Below are 16,789 nucleotides of genomic sequence, written 5' to 3'. Positions count from 1 at the left end.
CGCCACCTCCTATCGATCTTTTTGATTTGTTTGGAGCAGTAAGACAATACCGATAATTATTAATAGCACCGCCAATATGTTCCAAACGATATCATAGGGAAGTATTTCAACATTGTAACGAATTTGGTGAAGTTTCATGAATTTATGTTGTATAATTCCATCGTAAAGCTGAAATGAGCCTGCTCCAAGAAAAATACCGCCTAGCCATCTTTTTAGCCAAAACCCATGTTTTCTATGTAGATCAGCCAATAAAAAAGCAGATCCAATCGTAGCAAAAAAGCTGAATGCATGAAATAAACCATCTGAAACTAGTCCAATAGCTGCTGTAGACTTATCATAGAAATGATGCCAGTGTAATAATTGGTGAAAAATCACCTCATCTATAAATGCCACCACCCCAAGCCCAAATAAAATCCCAGTCCACATGTTACGCTGCTTATATTGAAAGCGATTTTCATGCTTATGTTTTTGTTCTTCATACATATTCGTCATATCCAATCCTATCACCTCAAGCTGATTTTCTTTTAGTCTACCCCTGAGATGAGCTCTTAAACAAATATCCCTCAAAACAGTCGTTTGTCAGAGGGAAGTAAGGATGATTGCCAGCTATTATAGTAAGAACCAGCAGGACTGTAAAAGAATTTGAAATGATGCTTCTCAGCTAATGCACGGCTTTTTGATTCTTCTTCAAAACCAATTGCCATCACCTGTGTACCAAATTTATTGCGTATGTGGACAAGCTGTTGCATCATATCGAGTGACCATTTATCTTTTCCTACCACAGGATACGAAAAATCCTCCCACATAATAAAATCAACATATGGTGCTGTATAATCGGCGAGTGTTTGAAATCCCCAATTTTGAGCAACAGATATATTCGGATGTCGTTTTTTGATTTGTTGGATAAAAGATAACATGGCTTCATTTTGCCACTTTTGTTCATCTTCAGGTAAATAGGAATTGATATTACCAACCGTATCTAAAAACACACCGTCTAAGCCTTTCTGAACAATTTGCTGCTCTATTTCCGCTAGTAAAATGTCTTGATAGTGCGTAGAAGTCAAATCCATTAAAAAAGAATCCCATTTGGTAAAATACATTCTTTCACCCTGTTTGTCTCGATAAAAATCTTCTTCCTTCAATTGTTGATAGAGTGCTGTATTCCATTTGTCTGCTTCCATCACATTAATATAGCCGTACACTAAAGTACCGCTTTTTTGAGCATTGACGATATACTTTTGCTGCATTTCAAGAGGTTCTACAATCACTAAATCTAACTTCGTCATGCTCTTGCCAATGGCATCGTTGCCTTTATCTAAGTAGTATGTGTAATCTTTCACATCAGCAAGCTTTGCTTGGATACTTGTGGAAGAAGAGACTGAATTTTTAGCAAGCAGCATCCACATACTACCTGCGATAAGCAGGGCTAATAAGAGTATCAATAATTTTTTCATAAGTACTCCTTTTTGAAAAATATCCCTTCCATTATACAGTAATAGGAAATGGATTACCTTCGATAAATGGGCAATGGCTCAACGGTGAATCGCCCTTTTACATATATTGAATAATGTAAAAGGAGGGTTTGTGTGTATAATAATCCATTTAGAGAAGATAATTTTAGAAGACCTGGTTGGGGAGATTATAATGATTTTGAAACAACGTCATTTGGGCCAAGTCATTTCGGACCCCCTCCAGCAGGACAAATGCCAATGAGCACACCGCCAGGTTTTTCGCCACCTATTCCAGCTTGGCGAGTAGGATCAAGTGGTATACGTTCCTGTTTGTTTAGAAATACGTATATTTGGATGAATAGTGGTAGAAGTTTTTGGTTTTTCCCAACAGCTGTAGGAAGGGAAATCATTGCTGGCTTCCGATGGAGTCGAAGATATGGCTGGTATTTCCGTACCATTTCAAGAAATCAAATTCGCTCCTATGAATGTTTTAGATAGACTAGGGAGTTTAATTTTTAAAAAAATGATGTTACAATGACGGTAACGATAAATGAAGGGAAGATGGGTGGCTAATGAATAACTAATCTTAATTTTTGTATAGGAAATTTTATATTTCACGAACAACAAAAATAGGATTAGTCTGCCCATTTTTCATAATAATTGCTTTATATTCGCAAACAACTGCTGATATTTAGCTACTCCAAAGATTGTTTTCACAATAATTTTGGAGCTTATTTGTGTATGATATTGTAGCGACTAATCCTTCCAAATGAATTGGAGGGATTTTTTTGTCCCTCCAACTGGAGAGGATGGATAATATGAAGGAACTTTTAAAATTACAGGATATACGTTATGAAATAAAGGATACATTACTATTTGAGCATGTGACAGGCACAGTAAAACAAGGTGAGGTCATCGGCATTATAGGGAGGAATGGTGCTGGGAAATCAACATTATTACAATTGATTCGAGGTGCATTATTGCCCACTAAGGGAGCAATACAGGAGTCACAGGCTTTAAAAATTTCATTTGTAGAACAGGAGCTAGCTCATTTTGACAAACTAGAAATATCCGCAAGAGAGGCTGATCTGCTGGCTAAGTGGCAGGTACCTAATGTGTCATTTGCAGCGTTAAGTGGGGGTGAAAAGCTGAAAATGCGTCTTGCAGAAGGTTTTTCCCAGAATGCTCAAATTTTATTACTTGATGAACCAACGAATCATTTAGATGAACGAAGTACCGCATTCCTCATCAGACAAGTACAAAATTATAAGGGGACAATCATCGTGGTATCACATGATCGCTATTTTTTAGATAAGGTTGCCACAAAAATCTGGTCTATTGAGGAAAAAAGCCTGATTGAACATGATGGCAATTATACAAGCTACATGGCTGATAGGGAACACCGACGATTAACACAACAACGTGCCTACGAGAAGCAGCAAAAAAACATTGAACGAATTGAGGCTCAAATGTCGGAACTGACGTCTTGGTCACAAAAGGGCCACGCCCAGTCAACAAAACTGGAAGGTTTTAAGGAGTACCATCGTGTGAAAGCAAAGCGTTTAGATTCTCAGGTGAAATCTAAGAAAAAGCGATTAGAGGCTGAACTTGCGAAGACAAGAGTGGAAGCAGTGGAGCCAGAAGCAGAGATTCGTTTTTCTTTAGGCACGAATCAACGAGTTGGCAAGCGCTTACTGGAAATCAAGCATTTATCTTTAAAATTTGGTGAACGTATACTATTTAACAATGTGAATATTACGGCTCAATTTGGAGATAAGATAGCTATCACAGGAAAGAATGGAAGTGGGAAAACAAGCTTTTTAAAAGTTCTTTTAGGCAAGCTAGAAGCTGAGGGTGAAGTATGGGTATCACCAGCTGCAAACATTGGTTATCTGACACAGGAAGTATTTGATTTACCACTTGATCAGACACCAGAGCAATATTTTTATCAAGACACATTTGAAGAGCGTGGAAAAGTCCGCAACTTGATGAAGAATCTAGGATTTACACAGGCGCATTGGACATCCGCCATAGGCAAAATGAGTATGGGAGAGCGCGTAAAGTGTAAGCTGATGGCCTATATTTTAGAGGATAAAAATGTTCTTATTTTAGATGAGCCGACAAACCATCTTGATCTACCTTCTCGTGAGCAGTTAGAGCATACTCTTACTCAATATAATGGAACATTGCTTGTCGTTTCACATGATCGATACTTTCTAGAAAAAGTCACGAACAGTGTTTGGGAGCTTCACGGTCAGCACATCAAGAAAAAGTGGACAGAAGCCACACCAAATAAAGTGGATGATACAGCGGCACTTCGTTTAAAGCTAGAAACGGAAAGGCAAGAGATTTTAGGCAAACTAAGCTTTCTAACAGCAAAAGATAAGGACTACGCAATGCTTGATCAGAAGTTTAATGAGCTGACGAAGCTTATTAATGAGCTGAAAGTCAAATCCTAACACGACTTAAAATAAGACATCCTGAATTAATGGATGTCTTATTTTTATTTGTAATTATTGAAAGCATTAATGCTGAAAAGTTAATCCTAAATAAAAAAAATAATATCAAAAGTGCTTTTGATTATAAAAAATAGTGCACTTTTATAGTTAAATCATTTAATTAGGAAAAAAAATACTCTTGAATGAAAATAAACTATTATTAATTTACAAGGTAAGTCAAAACTATTTAAGCATATTGAAATGGGGAGGAAAAATGTCAATTAAAATATTTGATTACTCGTCTAGCAAATTACAATTAATGAACAAAATAGATAAGTTGATTTTGGAACAGAATATACTTGATTATTATTTTGATACAGATTGGCTGAACGGTCCTAGTATTGTTATTAATTTTCGAAGTATAGAAAGTGAAATGGATATTTTTAAGAAAATACAGGAGATCGTCAGTGAGTATAAGCGAAACAATCCATTATCAAATACAGAAATCCTAAGAAAAATGAAAAAATATGAAAAAGAACAAAAAAGACTTACGGATTTAGAGTTAAGAAATACTAAAGAAGTGGAAATGAAAGAGGATGGCACAGTACTCATAGAAAATAAAACGAAATCAGGAATATACAACTCTCCATTTCATGAAAATAGATTTTTAGAATACAGATACCAGTTACAGCCTATTCACAGTAAAATTCAAAAACTATTACCAACAATGGATGAAAAAAAAATAATGCACTTTTTCATTGAACAATTTAAATATATTTCTTTATTTTTTAATGGTGAAATAAAGGATGGATATATTTCCTATGTCTCACACGTAATTGGCTTTTTTTCTCGACTAAAGCTAGAAAATAAAAATTATGATCTAAAAGGGTATTTTGATTCGCTCTATTCAAATCTCTATAAAGAGACTCTTATTTTTACTTTAGAGGAGAGTTTAGTTTTAGAGGAATGGAAAAAACGTTGGGCTGAGGTTAATCTTCAGATGATAATGGATATTCCTTTTTATAAAGAAAGTGATACTAAATATTTAAACCTAGAGGATCAATATGAACATTTTATTAATAACATTAGTGAATTAAATAGCCCATTCCATAATCTTCTCTTAAGAAAAGATAACTTAAAAGAATTTATACTCTCTGATCAGATGCTTCATTATCGAAATGTAGTAAACCTATTTTACGTAACCCTGCCTTTATTCGAGCAAAATATGCTAAAAAAACACTTTTATGGATATTGTGTGATAAAGGATGTTCAAAAAGATTATGAGGATTTATTAATTCGTATTTAGATATGTAATGGAGGAATAAAATGGGGAAATTAAATCCATTTATTTTAGTAAGAAAAAATTCACTACCCAAAGCTTCAATCGAATTGAAAAGAGAAGGAAGTATAACTTTACTATTAAATAAAATAGAGAAAAATAATTCTCTTTTTCTAAAAAATAAAGAAAATACAATTGAACTACTTGAAAATCAAATTGCTTATTCTTTTGACAATAATCTACTGAATTTGAAACGTGTTATATATAACGAGCAATATAACAAATTTATTAACATTTTGAATAAGATTAAAGTTAGTTTAAATCCAGAGATGGAGCAAGCTCTTAAAGAACTTCATAAGTATTGGGAAAATAAACACCTATTAAATCAAAACTATAATCAATTATTTGAAAATCTAAGTGTAGAGAGTCGAGAGGTTTTGCACGAGGCATCAAATAGTAAGATTATTCAAGATTATCTATTAATGATTCAACCCAATATTTATAAAAAGCTACAGTCATATAAAGAAATGGATGCAAAAGATCATAAGAATAAGGAAAGAAAGCTTGATGATACATTATATAAAGTGTTAGCTAGAGCTTCCTTAAAAACAAGTCCATTTGCGAATATGACAAGAGTTGGATTGGTAGAAAGAGCAAGTTCAAAAAAAGAGAAATTAGAAGAGGTAAGCGCAAATATAAATTTCTCGAATGAAGTTAAGATTAATTATACTTTCTTAAATCGATTGATTTTCGAGTTTCTCTTAAAAGAAGACAGCTTCTATTTTATTACTAATTATCGAACACCACCATTGTCAATTGAAATACAAGATAATGCTAATATTGTAAATTTTGTATCCACACAAGACGACAAAAAAAGCGTAAAAATCTTTGAAACAAGCGAGATTTTAAAAAAGCTTAAAATCCCTACAAAGTTAGCCGCTTTTTTAAAAGATAATAGTGTTAAGAAGAATTTCAATTTAAATGATATCTCATTAGTGTTAGACAATAAATTGAGTAATTTAGAGCTAATTGAACTTGCCAAGAAATATGTTGAGATTGGATTATTAGTTCCTACAATTGGATTTTCACAATTAGATGATAATGATTTCTTTTTGGAAATGAATGAGATCGGGAAAAAATTTCTGAACAAAGATAGCTTTAATAGACTTAATGACATCATTAATCAGCTAATTTTAACGAAAGAAAAACTACAATTTGTTGAGACGATTGAGGATAGAGATTGTATTTACAGAGAGTTGGAAGAATTTTTGGATAGCATTGAAGAAACAAAAAACATTAGTATGTCTGTAAATCATATTTATTATGAAGATGGTGTTCTTACTAATGAGTTTCCAGTGAACAATCTCTGCACCCAATCTGATATCAATATTCTTAGTAATATACAAAAAATTACGTTGTTATTTGATGTTAGCCTGCGAATGAGGTTGGAACTCGGGGAAAGAGTTTTTCTTAGTGGTGTTCAATCGTTAAATAGCGATTTCTTTACAATATTATTTGAAACCTCTAAAGACATACTTTCTTACTGGTCAGATCCTCTTTACATAGGGAGCAATATCAAATCTAGTTGGATAAAAAAATTGGATTCATTAAAAATTAGATTTATTAATGATTTAAGAGAGTTAACCTCGGTTTCTAATCAAACTATTGATATTACTAATCTCATCAATGAATATGTAGAAAAAATACCTAAGCAGTTAATTTTAAGAGCTGATCTATCTTCCAGTTTTTTTGTTCAAAAGAATGGTGAAAAATTGATTATTAACAATATTTATGATGGTCAAGAAAAATATAAGGCGAGGTTCATGGATTACTTTAAAGAGTTCCTTGAGCAAGATGCAGAATATAAAAAGTTTGAAGAAGAATATTATATGGATCAGGGTTACCACGAATATACTGAGAATTTTGGTTTTAATGGGAATGTTAAATCAATATTTTTACCAAATAGGGTAACAACAGTAGGGACTGGAAGAAAGAGATTTTCCACTATTGCAAAGAACTATTTAGAAATAGAGGAGTTAGGGATTAAGGTTGATCCGATTTGTAATTTTATTACTTTTTTTGAACGATCAACAAAAAAGGAAGTTAAAGTTTTGTACAGAGGATCCTTAATTCCAACTGCTATGCCTGGTTATATTTCTACATTACTACAGCTTTTTTCATCAGGAAGAATGACCTTTAAGTTCTCTGATCTTTTATGTCATGAGTCGATTCCAAAACTAACAATAGGAAATATAGTTTTGAGCAGAAAGAAGGAGAGCTTAAGTAAATATAAGAATCTATTTTTAGCTAAGGATTTAGAAGCAGCAGAATACCATAAGAAGATAAACACCTTTTTCTGGAAAAATGATTTACCAACAAATTTCTTTGTGGTTGCAAAAAGAGATCTCTCTGATAAACAATTTAGATTTGTAGATTTTAAACCATTTTATGTTGATATAACTAACCCTGTATCTTTGAAAATCTTTGTTAAGGAAATTATAAAGAAATATCAAGATGAAGATTTTGAAGGTCTTTATATAGAGGAGAATCTAGGTAATGAAGGAAATTTTGCTATTGAATATGATCTAGAACTTTACAAAGTAGGTGGAAAAATTTAATGAATGAGAACATTTGTGTTTTAAATAGACAAAATGTGATGGTTTATAGAAAAGAGAGTGAAACAGTTCTTAAAACGAGCTATAAAAGCTTTAAATTTAGTACGTCGGATGACAAGCATTTAAAGTTATTAGATCTTCTAAATGATTCTATTATTGGTATCCCGTTAGAAATGGTGAATGATGAAGATAAAAAACTAATTAAAATGTTGAGTAAAAATGGAGTTTTACTTGTCTATAGAAAGGGAGGAATAGTAGATAAATGTAAGTCTTTAAAGTGGTTTCAAATTTTGTCCCAATATCTCCCGCCTGATTTTGATTTAGAGATAGTGTGTAAAGAAATAATGAATACTACAATCGTTTTAAGAAATTCTTTGAACGATAAAATACCAAAAATTAAGGAAATTTTTTCAGAGTTCGATATGTCTTTAGTTTTAACAGATCAAAAATTTTCGAATAATAATAAATTGTGCGTTTTGACAGATAATGAGCTTGATCCAAATCAAGATTGTGGGATATTAATTCAAAAATTCAATCAAGGTATTTCAGGTACAGTTCTTAAAGATTTGTATTATGAACCATTGGATAATGACTTATCTAGAATGATTAAAATATTTAGTCCTTTATATATTTTAATTTATACTATAAAAAAATTAGCAGGTTTCGGGTCTAATACATTTTATATGAATGAAGTAGGTAAGTTTACTGAAAATGATGTACAGCATCACATAGTGAATGTTGTGAGTACTTCTCAATCCCCACTTGTTCTACAAGAACAACAAAAAGATATTGAGAGAATTGAAAAATTTGAAATGCTTATACAAAATAAATATTTAAAGATGAAAATAGCGAATCAATATACTGAATATTCCGATTTATTCCAAAGTGGTTTATCTACTTATGCCATTATTGATGAATTCCTTAATAAAGAGTACGTTATTGCAGGGTTAAATTTCGAAAAATCCGCTGTTGAAGCAATTAAATATGCAGTTAGATTACATTTTGAAAATGTCTCAGGTGGCAAGTGGCTAATTACCGAAAATGAAAATTATTTCTTAGATAAAATACTTCTGTTAGTTAATAGTCTTCCTGAAAAAGGTATTTTTACAAAGCTTAGTGGTGCTATTATGAACAATTTGAAAGTATTTAGGTCGTATGGTGCATTTTTAGATAATATAGAAATTTATATAGAAAAATTCGAAAAATCAAATTCCTATAAAGTTTATTTGAAAGATAATGATGGAAAAATGTTTGGTGACTCAAAAAAGTGTATTGATTTGTCTAAAAAAATAGAAGAAACTATTTTGAATTATTTGCTACATTATCACAATGATTTAGGTAGCAAAGTGAAAACGCCTTACTCGTTCTATGATAAAAATACAACTAGCCAAAATGATTGTGAAAATCTGCGAGAAATCCCATATGTATCTTCTCGATTATTTATAGAAAATGCGCTCAAACTTTTCAAAGAAAATGATATTCGATATGAAGAATTTGCATGGGATAGAGAATTTGAATTGCAAAGTTTAAATCTCTGCGCTCGGAGAATTGATGTTGGATCGTACGGAGGGTAGAGCTGTCATGAAAAATAGGGTTAACGAAATTATTTTAATTTCAAAAGAAAATGATTGGGAAAAATTTATTAAGAGTCAAATTATTAACAACACTAATTTTGAAATTGAAGAGAATTATCTCCCAAAAAATTATTTAGATAAATTATTTACTGAGTTACTGGATACTGAGTTGGCAGAGGGCTCTTATTATACTTTCAACTTGAATTCAAAAATATTTTCTAAGAGAAAAGTGTTGGATTTATCGCTTGTTACAAATGATGTTGATAAGTTTGGTGAGTTGAACAAAGTTTCAAAATTCGAATTTAGGACAAAAGAGTTTAATGAAATTGCGAAAGATCTAAAAGCCAATCATAGTTCTTTAGTTGACCCACTTGTAGGGATATTCAAAGGGCATTATAGAGGTATTGCGGATTCAATGCCTTTAATCGCCTTCGATGCAAAACTTGGCACTAGAAGCTTTGATGCATATGGTCGAGCAAATACTTATAAGAAAGCATATTTTACAGGTTTACTAGAGGGATTAGAGCGATTTCATTCTGTTGGTTCTATCCATACTCAAGCAATAATTGCTAGTGAAAAGGAATTAATAGATTCAGGTAAAGCTTTTGTGCCGTTCCAAAAGTTCTGTCATTATACATGGGAACATTACCGTTCCAGACATTTTGAACTTGGAATTTACTCACCAGAAAAACCAATTAGGTGGATTAATACGTATTCCGTAAAAGAAGAAAGGGAAATTCTAATTCCAGAACAAATAGCTTATTTTTCATCTGAACAAGTATTAATTGAGACAGATGAAGAGAAGTATATTTCTGAAACATCTAATGGTACAGCGGTAGGAAGTTGTTGGACCGAAGCGGCTATTGCTGGCATATTTGAATTGATTGAGAGAGATAGCTTTTTAGTCTATTGGTATACGAAATCATCCCCAATTAAAGTAACTAATTTGATGGAATGTCAGGATAAAGAGATCAAAATGATTCTGGGTTATATCAATATGATGGACTATGAACCTCATTTATTTGATATAACACTTGAATCAAACGTTCCCACTTATTGGCTTTTACTAGAATATAAAGGGGATGATCCCGATGCTCTTAGTTTCTATACAGCTGCCGGATCAAATTTAAATCCATACTCTGCTATTAAATCAGCGTTTGTAGAGGCAACAACTTCAATTAAAGTTTTCAAAGAGTATATGTATAAAAAGTATTCTATTGAAGAAATGGAAAAACTAAAAAGGGATTTTAATGAAGTGAAAAAGTTAGAAGATCATTTGTATTTGTACTCTTCAGAAACAATGAAACAGTATTTGGATTTTGCACTTAAAACGGGAAAGAATGAAGAACTTAAAAGTAATATGATGAAAAGACTTCCTGATGATAAGGAAATTTCACAATCTAAATTATTACATGATATAGTAAGCCGCATTACAGAGGATGAAAATGACATTTATATCACGGATTTAAGTACAAAGTTTTTAACTGATATCGGCTTATCATGTGTTAAAGTTCATATTCCAGAATATCAAAATATCGGGTTTGGTAGTCAATATCAAAATGTCAATCTTGAGAGGTTAATGAACGCTATAAAATTGAATAATCTGGATGGAAACTTAGATGATATTTATCAAGCACCACATCCTTTTCCATAACGTTGGAGGTAGATTATGAATAATATTGAATACGATTATTATAAAAGATATTCTGCATTAAGATATGATTTAGTGCATTTTACTCACGCTACTCCTTATGTGAAGAAACAATATTCTTTAAAAGGGGAATTTCTAAAGATTGAAGATTCATCTTTGTACAAATTAGTTTCAGGGATAGCAGAAGCAAGTTTAAAAATTAATCGATATGAAATTCTTTCAAGGTATCAAGACCATAATAATTCTCCTTCAACGAGGAACATGCACTCTTGCCAATTAATATTTATTATTGATAGTAAAATATTTTTCTATGATATGTACGAGGATAAATTCATTTTGCTTAGTTCAGAGAGTCAAAGTACCTTTTTAAAAAGTAAAATTTATATTATCGGATTTTCAGATATCTTAAATATCTCAAGATATTATGGAGAATTCTCTCTCTATTTAAGTATGTTAGATGCAGGGCATGTTTTAGGAAACATAAAAAATTTTTTAAGCTTTAATAAATTATCTTGGCAACAACACTTGTCTTTCAATTACTCAGTTGTTTTTAATAAGATTCTTAATATAGATGATTGCGTATATGGATCCTTTGTCATTGAATTAGAGAGGCCAAATGGTGAATTAAATTTGGGTCACTTTGAAAGAGGTATTGAGAGAAAACGGATAGCGGAAACAAAGTTTTTCAATGAAATCAAATGCTCAAAGCATATTACAGAAATTATTAGCAGTATAAACAATGGGGCGACTGACTTTCAATGTAAGCAGTACTATCCAATTGATTGCAACTTCCATTCTTCAGTTAACAGGAATTCTGCTCATAATATGGTAGGTAATTTCAATTTAAATTCAGATGTGATTTTAAACAAATTTGAAGTAGCTACTTGTCTTTCTAGATTAAATAAATTCAGGAATCTAATTAGCATGAACAAGATCAATTATTGTATTTTGGAACACCATCAAATAACTTTCCAAAATGGAGTCGTTTGGGACAAGGAAGTCGAATTTTCTAAGGTTCTTTATAATGATCATCAATTTTTTGATCTTAATACATTTAATAAAGTTGTTGTCTTTTACACAGAAGATAAAAATATAGTTCGGAAAGGTCTATTACCGATTCTTCTCTCAGCTGGAGAATTGATGCAAGGCTTTTGTCTATACGCTGCAGAAACAGGTAATGCTTTTCGACCAATGAAGAATCATCATGACTCATATTTAAAAAAGTTATTAGAGTTAAATGATGATTCAGAGATTAATTATATTGGAGTGCTTTGTAGCTCACCTATTCAACAAATAAAAATGACTACTTAGGGTAGATCGATCTTAATAACACAATATGATGGGAGAGGTGAAAATCATGTGGCATTCATTCCATGTATATATTCATGATTACAAATTATTAGATGAATATTTACAAAGTGAATTTGAACATCTTATCTGTAATAATTTGCAAAGTGATATTGACTATTTTTTTATTAGATATTGGTTAGGTGGTCCTCATATCAGATTGAGAATCAAAGAAAATGTAGACTTTGATGCAAAGATCTTTTTAAAAATATTAAAAAAATCGGTGGATAATTTTTTGTCCTATAAAACGCCAGTACTAATTGATAGAGAAAAATTTTATACACCTGAAATGCTAAAAGGAGAGGGGATCACAGAGGTATTCTGGAAACGACACGGTACTGTGGAATTGGATGAGTATAAACCAGAAATTCCACGATATGGTGGTGAAAGAGGGATATATTACGCTGAAAAGCTATTTGTACAAAGCTCTAAACTTGCACAAAAATTAAATAAGATGAGTTTTTCCAAAAGGTTATTTGCAGCAATCGATCTCCTATATTTCTCATTTGAAGTAAAAGATAAAACTGAAATGGCACAAAAATATTGTGATCTATGGGAGATATATCATAAAAATGAATCGAGCCTAAAAATGATTACCTCCTTAACTTCCAGAAGAGTTTCATATCTCAAAGAAAACCGAGATAAAGCATTTAAAATATATGAAGAATATATCGACTTATTGAAGAATAATCCGACTAAAATAATGTTTTCTCACATTCATATGACAAATAATCGAATTGGTGTTTACCCAGAATTAGAGTATTGCATTGCTAAAAGCATCCAATTAGCTTAAGGAGTTAAAAATGATGAGAAATAATATGAATTCGACAGTTTTATGGGATACAGAGGTTGACAGATCTTTATTAAGAAGAACATTTCATTCAAAAACAATATCTAGAAAAGATTACACCTCAGTACAAATAAAGAAGGTCAAAACAAAAAAAAAATGGGAGACGAAACCAGGGATTTTTCTTCATAAGAGAGCTCCTCAAAACGATATTGAAAAGCTATTGGTAAATAGAAGAACACGGAGATATCCATCAAATAGAGAAATAAATATACAAGATATCTCTGAGATATTACAATTTGCTGCTGGGATAACTGATGAGAAAAACAAATACTTTTCCTATCCCTCTCCGGGTGCTTTATATCCATGTACTCTTTTTCTTAGTATTAATTTAGCTGGTTTCAAAGAAAAAATTTATAGATATAACCCATATAAACACCAATTAGAAGAATATGCTGACGCATCAATAAGAAGTGCCGATTCAATTATCATTGACACCAATCTAAAGAAATTTCCTGTAAAGATTTTCTTTACAAGTGATTATCAGCTCTTAGAAGAGAAGTATGGGGAATTATCATATCGTTTATTAAATCAAGAAATAGGACATATCGCACAAAATATTTCGTTATATTCAGAATTTGTAGGGTTAAATACTACCTGTATTGGTGGATTTTATGAAGAAGAGTTTAAAAGATATATTCCTGAATACGACCTATTATATGCAATGGTGGTGGGCTAAATATGTATATGGTATTAGATTCTGAATATCGTTTATTCAATGATTTTAATAAAATTTATATTGAACATATATTTAATAAGAAAATCATTGAATTATCCCTTAAAGAAAAAATTAATTTAGATTATTTTAAAAGAACATTGTATTTTGGTACAAATTTAAACTTTTTGAGTAACTCAAAAAAGAAAGAAGATCAATTAATCATTTATTTGTTAAAAAAAGAAAATCATATCTTCTTATTATCATCAGAAATAAAAGATATCAATCGCGAACTTAATTGTAGAAGTCTTTATATGATCTGTGACGAGGTAGGGACCTCCCGTGAAAAACTTTTAGATTTTAAAAACACTATGAGCAACACTGGCATTGATATTATCGGAGATAGTAGTGGTAGTCTATCTAGTTATTTGAAAGATAATGGATTCTTGGTTAATAAATCTAGAATCGTTGGTTATAACAAAATATTGATTGTAGAGAGAAGCTCAATAGTAGCACCAGTAAAAAGTCTTTTCAAAGATTACAATTGTATACTTCCATATTCTGTTGTCGACATGTCGATTGGTCCCTGTCTATTTAAGAATGATCAGAATCTTGATGATTATAATCTTTTAATTGAGGATAGTGAAACAAATAGAATTCCATCTCAAGCTAACTTAACATCCATGTACTCACTAATAATAAATACTGTTTTGTACTTAATAAATAATGTTCATCAGGAATTATACATCGATGCGGGTTTACCTATTAATAGAAAATTAAAATTTAGTCTACCCGACATGGGATTGAGGGCTTTCTCGCAAGATTAGGAGGTAAAAAATGAATGTAATAGAGATTAAGAATGTTTCAAGAGAAATAGAAGGTAGAAAAATACTGAAAGATATCAACCTAGATATAAAAAAGGGAGAAATAATAGCAATTTTAGGACATAATGGTGCAGGTAAAACTACATTAGTTAATACAGTTATGAAATTAGTTAGACATTCGGGGGCTATTGAATATTCCTTTAACGAAAAGGAGTTATATAAAAAAATAGCATATCAGATGCAGACTTCATCATATGAAGACGAGGCTAAAGTTCTGGAAGTGTGTCTTCTCTATAAACAAGTCCTTCAAAGCAAAATCGATATACAAGAATTATTACGAGAATTTGATTTAGATAAATTTCAGCATTCTTATATTAAAAATCTATCTGGTGGTCAAAAACAATCACTCTCAATTTTGCTCACATTAATAGGTGAACCAGAGGTGCTCATTTTTGATGAATTAACAACAGGTTTAGATTCACTTAAACGAAGAAATATTTGGGATACTATTAAGAAAATTAATAAGTACAGTGGTACTACGATTATTCTAACAAGCCATTTTCTTGACGAAGTTGAGTATTTAGCAGATAGAGTTGTAATTATGAATCAGGGGAAAATAGAACAAATTGGAACTGTTTTTGATATAGTGAATGTCCAATTTAAGGATACTAAAAAAATGGAATTTGAAACTGTGTTTCTAGAAAATCTGGAAATCATTTTTGAACGGAAAGTAAAAGTTTCTAATAATAAAGTTTCTTTTACGTATAGAAGTAACGAGGAAGAAGATATTTATAAAAAAGTGAAGAAGATAGCTGGAACTAATATTGTTATGAAAAACTTTTCATTCGAAGATGCCTTTTTGCAAATGTTAGGTTATAAATTGGTGAATGGAGGAGAGATACTAAATGACTAATTTATTAAATCTTTCACAGTTTCAAATCAAATTACTTTTTCGAAATTATAAAGGATTGATCTTGGGATTTTCTCTACCCATTATAATGTTTTTTATATTCGGTAATTTATTATCAGAATATTCTATTTACGATGGCATGCCATTAAATAATGCCTTAGTTCCAGCGTATATACCTATTATTATTATTAACGGAGTATTGGTCATTTTCGGACAGAATTTTCTAGTTTATAAAGAACAGGGTAATCTCTTGAAATATAGGCTTCTAGGAATTAGCGAAATTACTGTAGCTACCAGCATATATATTGCCACATTTATTTTCCAAGTATTAGCAGCGATAACTCTAATTATATTTGCGTATTTAACTAAAAATGTAGAATTTCCTTTTGAGAGTATACTGAAAATTTTGTTAGCCTTTGTGATTATTAATTTTTTTGAATTTGCTATTGTGTATTTTGTTACATCTTTTATTAATAAGAGCACTACTTATCAGAGCTTATCATTAATAATTTTTTATTTCCAAATTTTCTTAGGAGGTCTTACTTTTCCTCCAGAGATGTTCCCATCTTTTTTAAAGGAAGCTGTTTATATTTTTAATCCAATTATTTATGGGTTAGAAATGATGCGAAGTTTTTGGTTGCTAGATGGATCAATCTTGGACAATCTTAAAGAAATATCTGTACTAATTGGATGGGCAATATTCTTTATTACTTCCGGAATGATTGTAAATTATAGGAAGAAAATAACGTATAAAAGTAATAAATTGTTAATATTTCAAGGTGAATAAGTCAGGAATAATAGGACTTCAATCAAACTTCGTATTGTTGTTATTGATAAATATATGACATGAATTTAGTGAATGTAAAAAGCAAGAGTGCTACTAGAAACTGTTATTAATGTTAATGGCTGCTCAACATATAGCTCTAGCTCATGTTGTTCATCATAAATAAAAAAAGTGGAGGAAAGACTTATGAAAAAAGAAACACTTATGGAAGAATTATTCTCAGATATTGAGGACATGGACTTTGTAGAAATCAATGAAGCAACAGCACTACCAGAAACAGCGGCAACAAGCGGATCAATGATAAGTAATGGCTGCTCAACATGTGGCTCTAGCTCGTGTTGTTCATCATAAATAAAAAAAGTGGAGGAAAGACTTATGAAAAAAGAAACACTTATGGAAGAATTATTCTCAGAT

Annotated in this window: 15 protein-coding genes; 13 read left to right on the top strand and 2 right to left on the bottom strand. The window is 31.1% G+C overall.

The window, feature by feature from the left end; translation table 11 throughout:
- Positions 1 to 9 precede the first annotated feature (9 nt).
- Together EW028_RS11510 and EW028_RS11505 are read right to left on the bottom strand one after the other, a co-directional pair.
- Positions 10 to 492, bottom strand: coding sequence for a DUF2243 domain-containing protein (locus EW028_RS11510; RefSeq protein ID WP_193767364.1), 483 nt, complete (start codon positions 490 to 492; stop codon positions 10 to 12).
- A 71-nt stretch (positions 493 to 563) separates the two neighbouring features.
- On the bottom strand, positions 564 to 1,454 hold the full coding sequence (locus tag EW028_RS11505; RefSeq protein WP_131520960.1) for an endo alpha-1,4 polygalactosaminidase: 891 nt from the start codon (positions 1,452 to 1,454) through the stop codon (positions 564 to 566).
- A 132-nt stretch (positions 1,455 to 1,586) separates the two neighbouring features.
- Between EW028_RS11505 and EW028_RS11500 the strand changes: the two genes are divergently transcribed.
- The 13 genes from EW028_RS11500 (at position 1,587) to EW028_RS11440 (ending at position 16,726) form a co-directional block, all read left to right on the top strand.
- Positions 1,587 to 1,949 carry a hypothetical protein gene (locus EW028_RS11500; protein ID WP_131520959.1) on the top strand — a complete coding sequence of 121 codons (363 nt, stop codon included), beginning with the start codon at positions 1,587 to 1,589 and terminating at the stop codon, positions 1,947 to 1,949.
- Between the two features lie 320 nt (positions 1,950 to 2,269).
- Positions 2,270 to 3,910: a ribosomal protection-like ABC-F family protein gene (gene abc-f, locus EW028_RS11495; protein WP_131520958.1), complete on the top strand. Its 1,641-nt coding sequence runs from the start codon at positions 2,270 to 2,272 to the stop codon at positions 3,908 to 3,910.
- 253 nt (positions 3,911 to 4,163) lie between these two features.
- Positions 4,164 to 5,195: a hypothetical protein gene (locus EW028_RS11490; protein ID WP_131520957.1), complete on the top strand. Its 1,032-nt coding sequence runs from the start codon at positions 4,164 to 4,166 to the stop codon at positions 5,193 to 5,195.
- 20 nt (positions 5,196 to 5,215) lie between these two features.
- Positions 5,216 to 7,786, top strand: a complete 2,571-nt coding sequence (locus tag EW028_RS11485) for a hypothetical protein (RefSeq protein ID WP_131520956.1) — start codon at positions 5,216 to 5,218, stop codon at positions 7,784 to 7,786.
- Complete coding sequence (locus tag EW028_RS11480) at positions 7,786 to 9,357, top strand: hypothetical protein (RefSeq protein WP_131520955.1); 1,572 nt, start codon at positions 7,786 to 7,788, stop codon at positions 9,355 to 9,357. Before EW028_RS11485 ends, EW028_RS11480 begins: the two co-directional genes overlap by 1 nt.
- Positions 9,338 to 11,011, top strand: a complete 1,674-nt coding sequence (locus EW028_RS11475) for a YcaO-like family protein (protein WP_193767363.1) — start codon at positions 9,338 to 9,340, stop codon at positions 11,009 to 11,011. The genes EW028_RS11480 and EW028_RS11475 overlap by 20 nt, the downstream gene beginning before the upstream one ends.
- 15 nt (positions 11,012 to 11,026) lie before the next feature.
- The gene (locus EW028_RS11470) at positions 11,027 to 12,319 is read left to right on the top strand and encodes a hypothetical protein (RefSeq protein WP_131520953.1); all 1,293 of its coding nucleotides are present in this window, start codon (positions 11,027 to 11,029) and stop codon (positions 12,317 to 12,319) included.
- A gap of 46 nt (positions 12,320 to 12,365) precedes the next feature.
- On the top strand, positions 12,366 to 13,148 hold the full coding sequence (locus EW028_RS11465; protein WP_193767362.1) for a thiopeptide-type bacteriocin biosynthesis protein: 783 nt from the start codon (positions 12,366 to 12,368) through the stop codon (positions 13,146 to 13,148).
- A 13-nt stretch (positions 13,149 to 13,161) separates the two neighbouring features.
- Positions 13,162 to 13,881 carry a SagB family peptide dehydrogenase gene (locus EW028_RS11460; RefSeq protein ID WP_193767361.1) on the top strand — a complete coding sequence of 240 codons (720 nt, stop codon included), beginning with the start codon at positions 13,162 to 13,164 and terminating at the stop codon, positions 13,879 to 13,881.
- Positions 13,882 to 13,883: 2 nt separating this feature from the next.
- Positions 13,884 to 14,684, top strand: coding sequence for a hypothetical protein (locus EW028_RS11455; protein ID WP_131520950.1), 801 nt, complete (start codon positions 13,884 to 13,886; stop codon positions 14,682 to 14,684).
- A gap of 10 nt (positions 14,685 to 14,694) precedes the next feature.
- A complete protein-coding gene (locus tag EW028_RS11450) occupies positions 14,695 to 15,594 on the top strand; it encodes an ABC transporter ATP-binding protein (RefSeq protein ID WP_131520949.1) in 900 nt (299 codons plus the stop codon).
- Positions 15,587 to 16,378: an ABC transporter permease gene (locus tag EW028_RS11445; protein ID WP_131520948.1), complete on the top strand. Its 792-nt coding sequence runs from the start codon at positions 15,587 to 15,589 to the stop codon at positions 16,376 to 16,378. The genes EW028_RS11450 and EW028_RS11445 overlap by 8 nt, the downstream gene beginning before the upstream one ends.
- A gap of 183 nt (positions 16,379 to 16,561) precedes the next feature.
- A complete protein-coding gene (locus EW028_RS11440) occupies positions 16,562 to 16,726 on the top strand; it encodes a thiazolylpeptide-type bacteriocin (RefSeq protein ID WP_131520947.1) in 165 nt (54 codons plus the stop codon).
- The last annotated feature ends 63 nt before the right edge of the window (positions 16,727 to 16,789 follow it).

It is taken from the genome of Lysinibacillus sp. OL1 (genome assembly GCF_004332175.1).
In the GTDB taxonomy this organism is placed as follows: domain Bacteria; phylum Bacillota; class Bacilli; order Bacillales_A; family Planococcaceae; genus Lysinibacillus; species Lysinibacillus capsici.
Note: the sequence above shows the minus strand (reverse complement) of the source record. Positions and strands in the feature narration are given on the sequence as shown.

Coding starts and splice junctions, on each gene's coding strand:
- EW028_RS11510 (WP_193767364.1), bottom strand. CDS start 492: ATGACGAATATGTATGAAGAACAAAAACATAAGCATGAAAATCGCTTT.
- EW028_RS11505 (WP_131520960.1), bottom strand. CDS start 1,454: ATGAAAAAATTATTGATACTCTTATTAGCCCTGCTTATCGCAGGTAGT.
- abc-f (WP_131520958.1), top strand. CDS start 2,270: ATGAAGGAACTTTTAAAATTACAGGATATACGTTATGAAATAAAGGAT.
- EW028_RS11490 (WP_131520957.1), top strand. CDS start 4,164: ATGTCAATTAAAATATTTGATTACTCGTCTAGCAAATTACAATTAATG.
- EW028_RS11485 (WP_131520956.1), top strand. CDS start 5,216: ATGGGGAAATTAAATCCATTTATTTTAGTAAGAAAAAATTCACTACCC.
- EW028_RS11480 (WP_131520955.1), top strand. CDS start 7,786: ATGAATGAGAACATTTGTGTTTTAAATAGACAAAATGTGATGGTTTAT.
- EW028_RS11470 (WP_131520953.1), top strand. CDS start 11,027: ATGAATAATATTGAATACGATTATTATAAAAGATATTCTGCATTAAGA.
- EW028_RS11465 (WP_193767362.1), top strand. CDS start 12,366: ATGTGGCATTCATTCCATGTATATATTCATGATTACAAATTATTAGAT.
- EW028_RS11460 (WP_193767361.1), top strand. CDS start 13,162: ATGAGAAATAATATGAATTCGACAGTTTTATGGGATACAGAGGTTGAC.
- EW028_RS11455 (WP_131520950.1), top strand. CDS start 13,884: ATGTATATGGTATTAGATTCTGAATATCGTTTATTCAATGATTTTAAT.
- EW028_RS11450 (WP_131520949.1), top strand. CDS start 14,695: ATGAATGTAATAGAGATTAAGAATGTTTCAAGAGAAATAGAAGGTAGA.
- EW028_RS11445 (WP_131520948.1), top strand. CDS start 15,587: ATGACTAATTTATTAAATCTTTCACAGTTTCAAATCAAATTACTTTTT.
- EW028_RS11440 (WP_131520947.1), top strand. CDS start 16,562: ATGAAAAAAGAAACACTTATGGAAGAATTATTCTCAGATATTGAGGAC.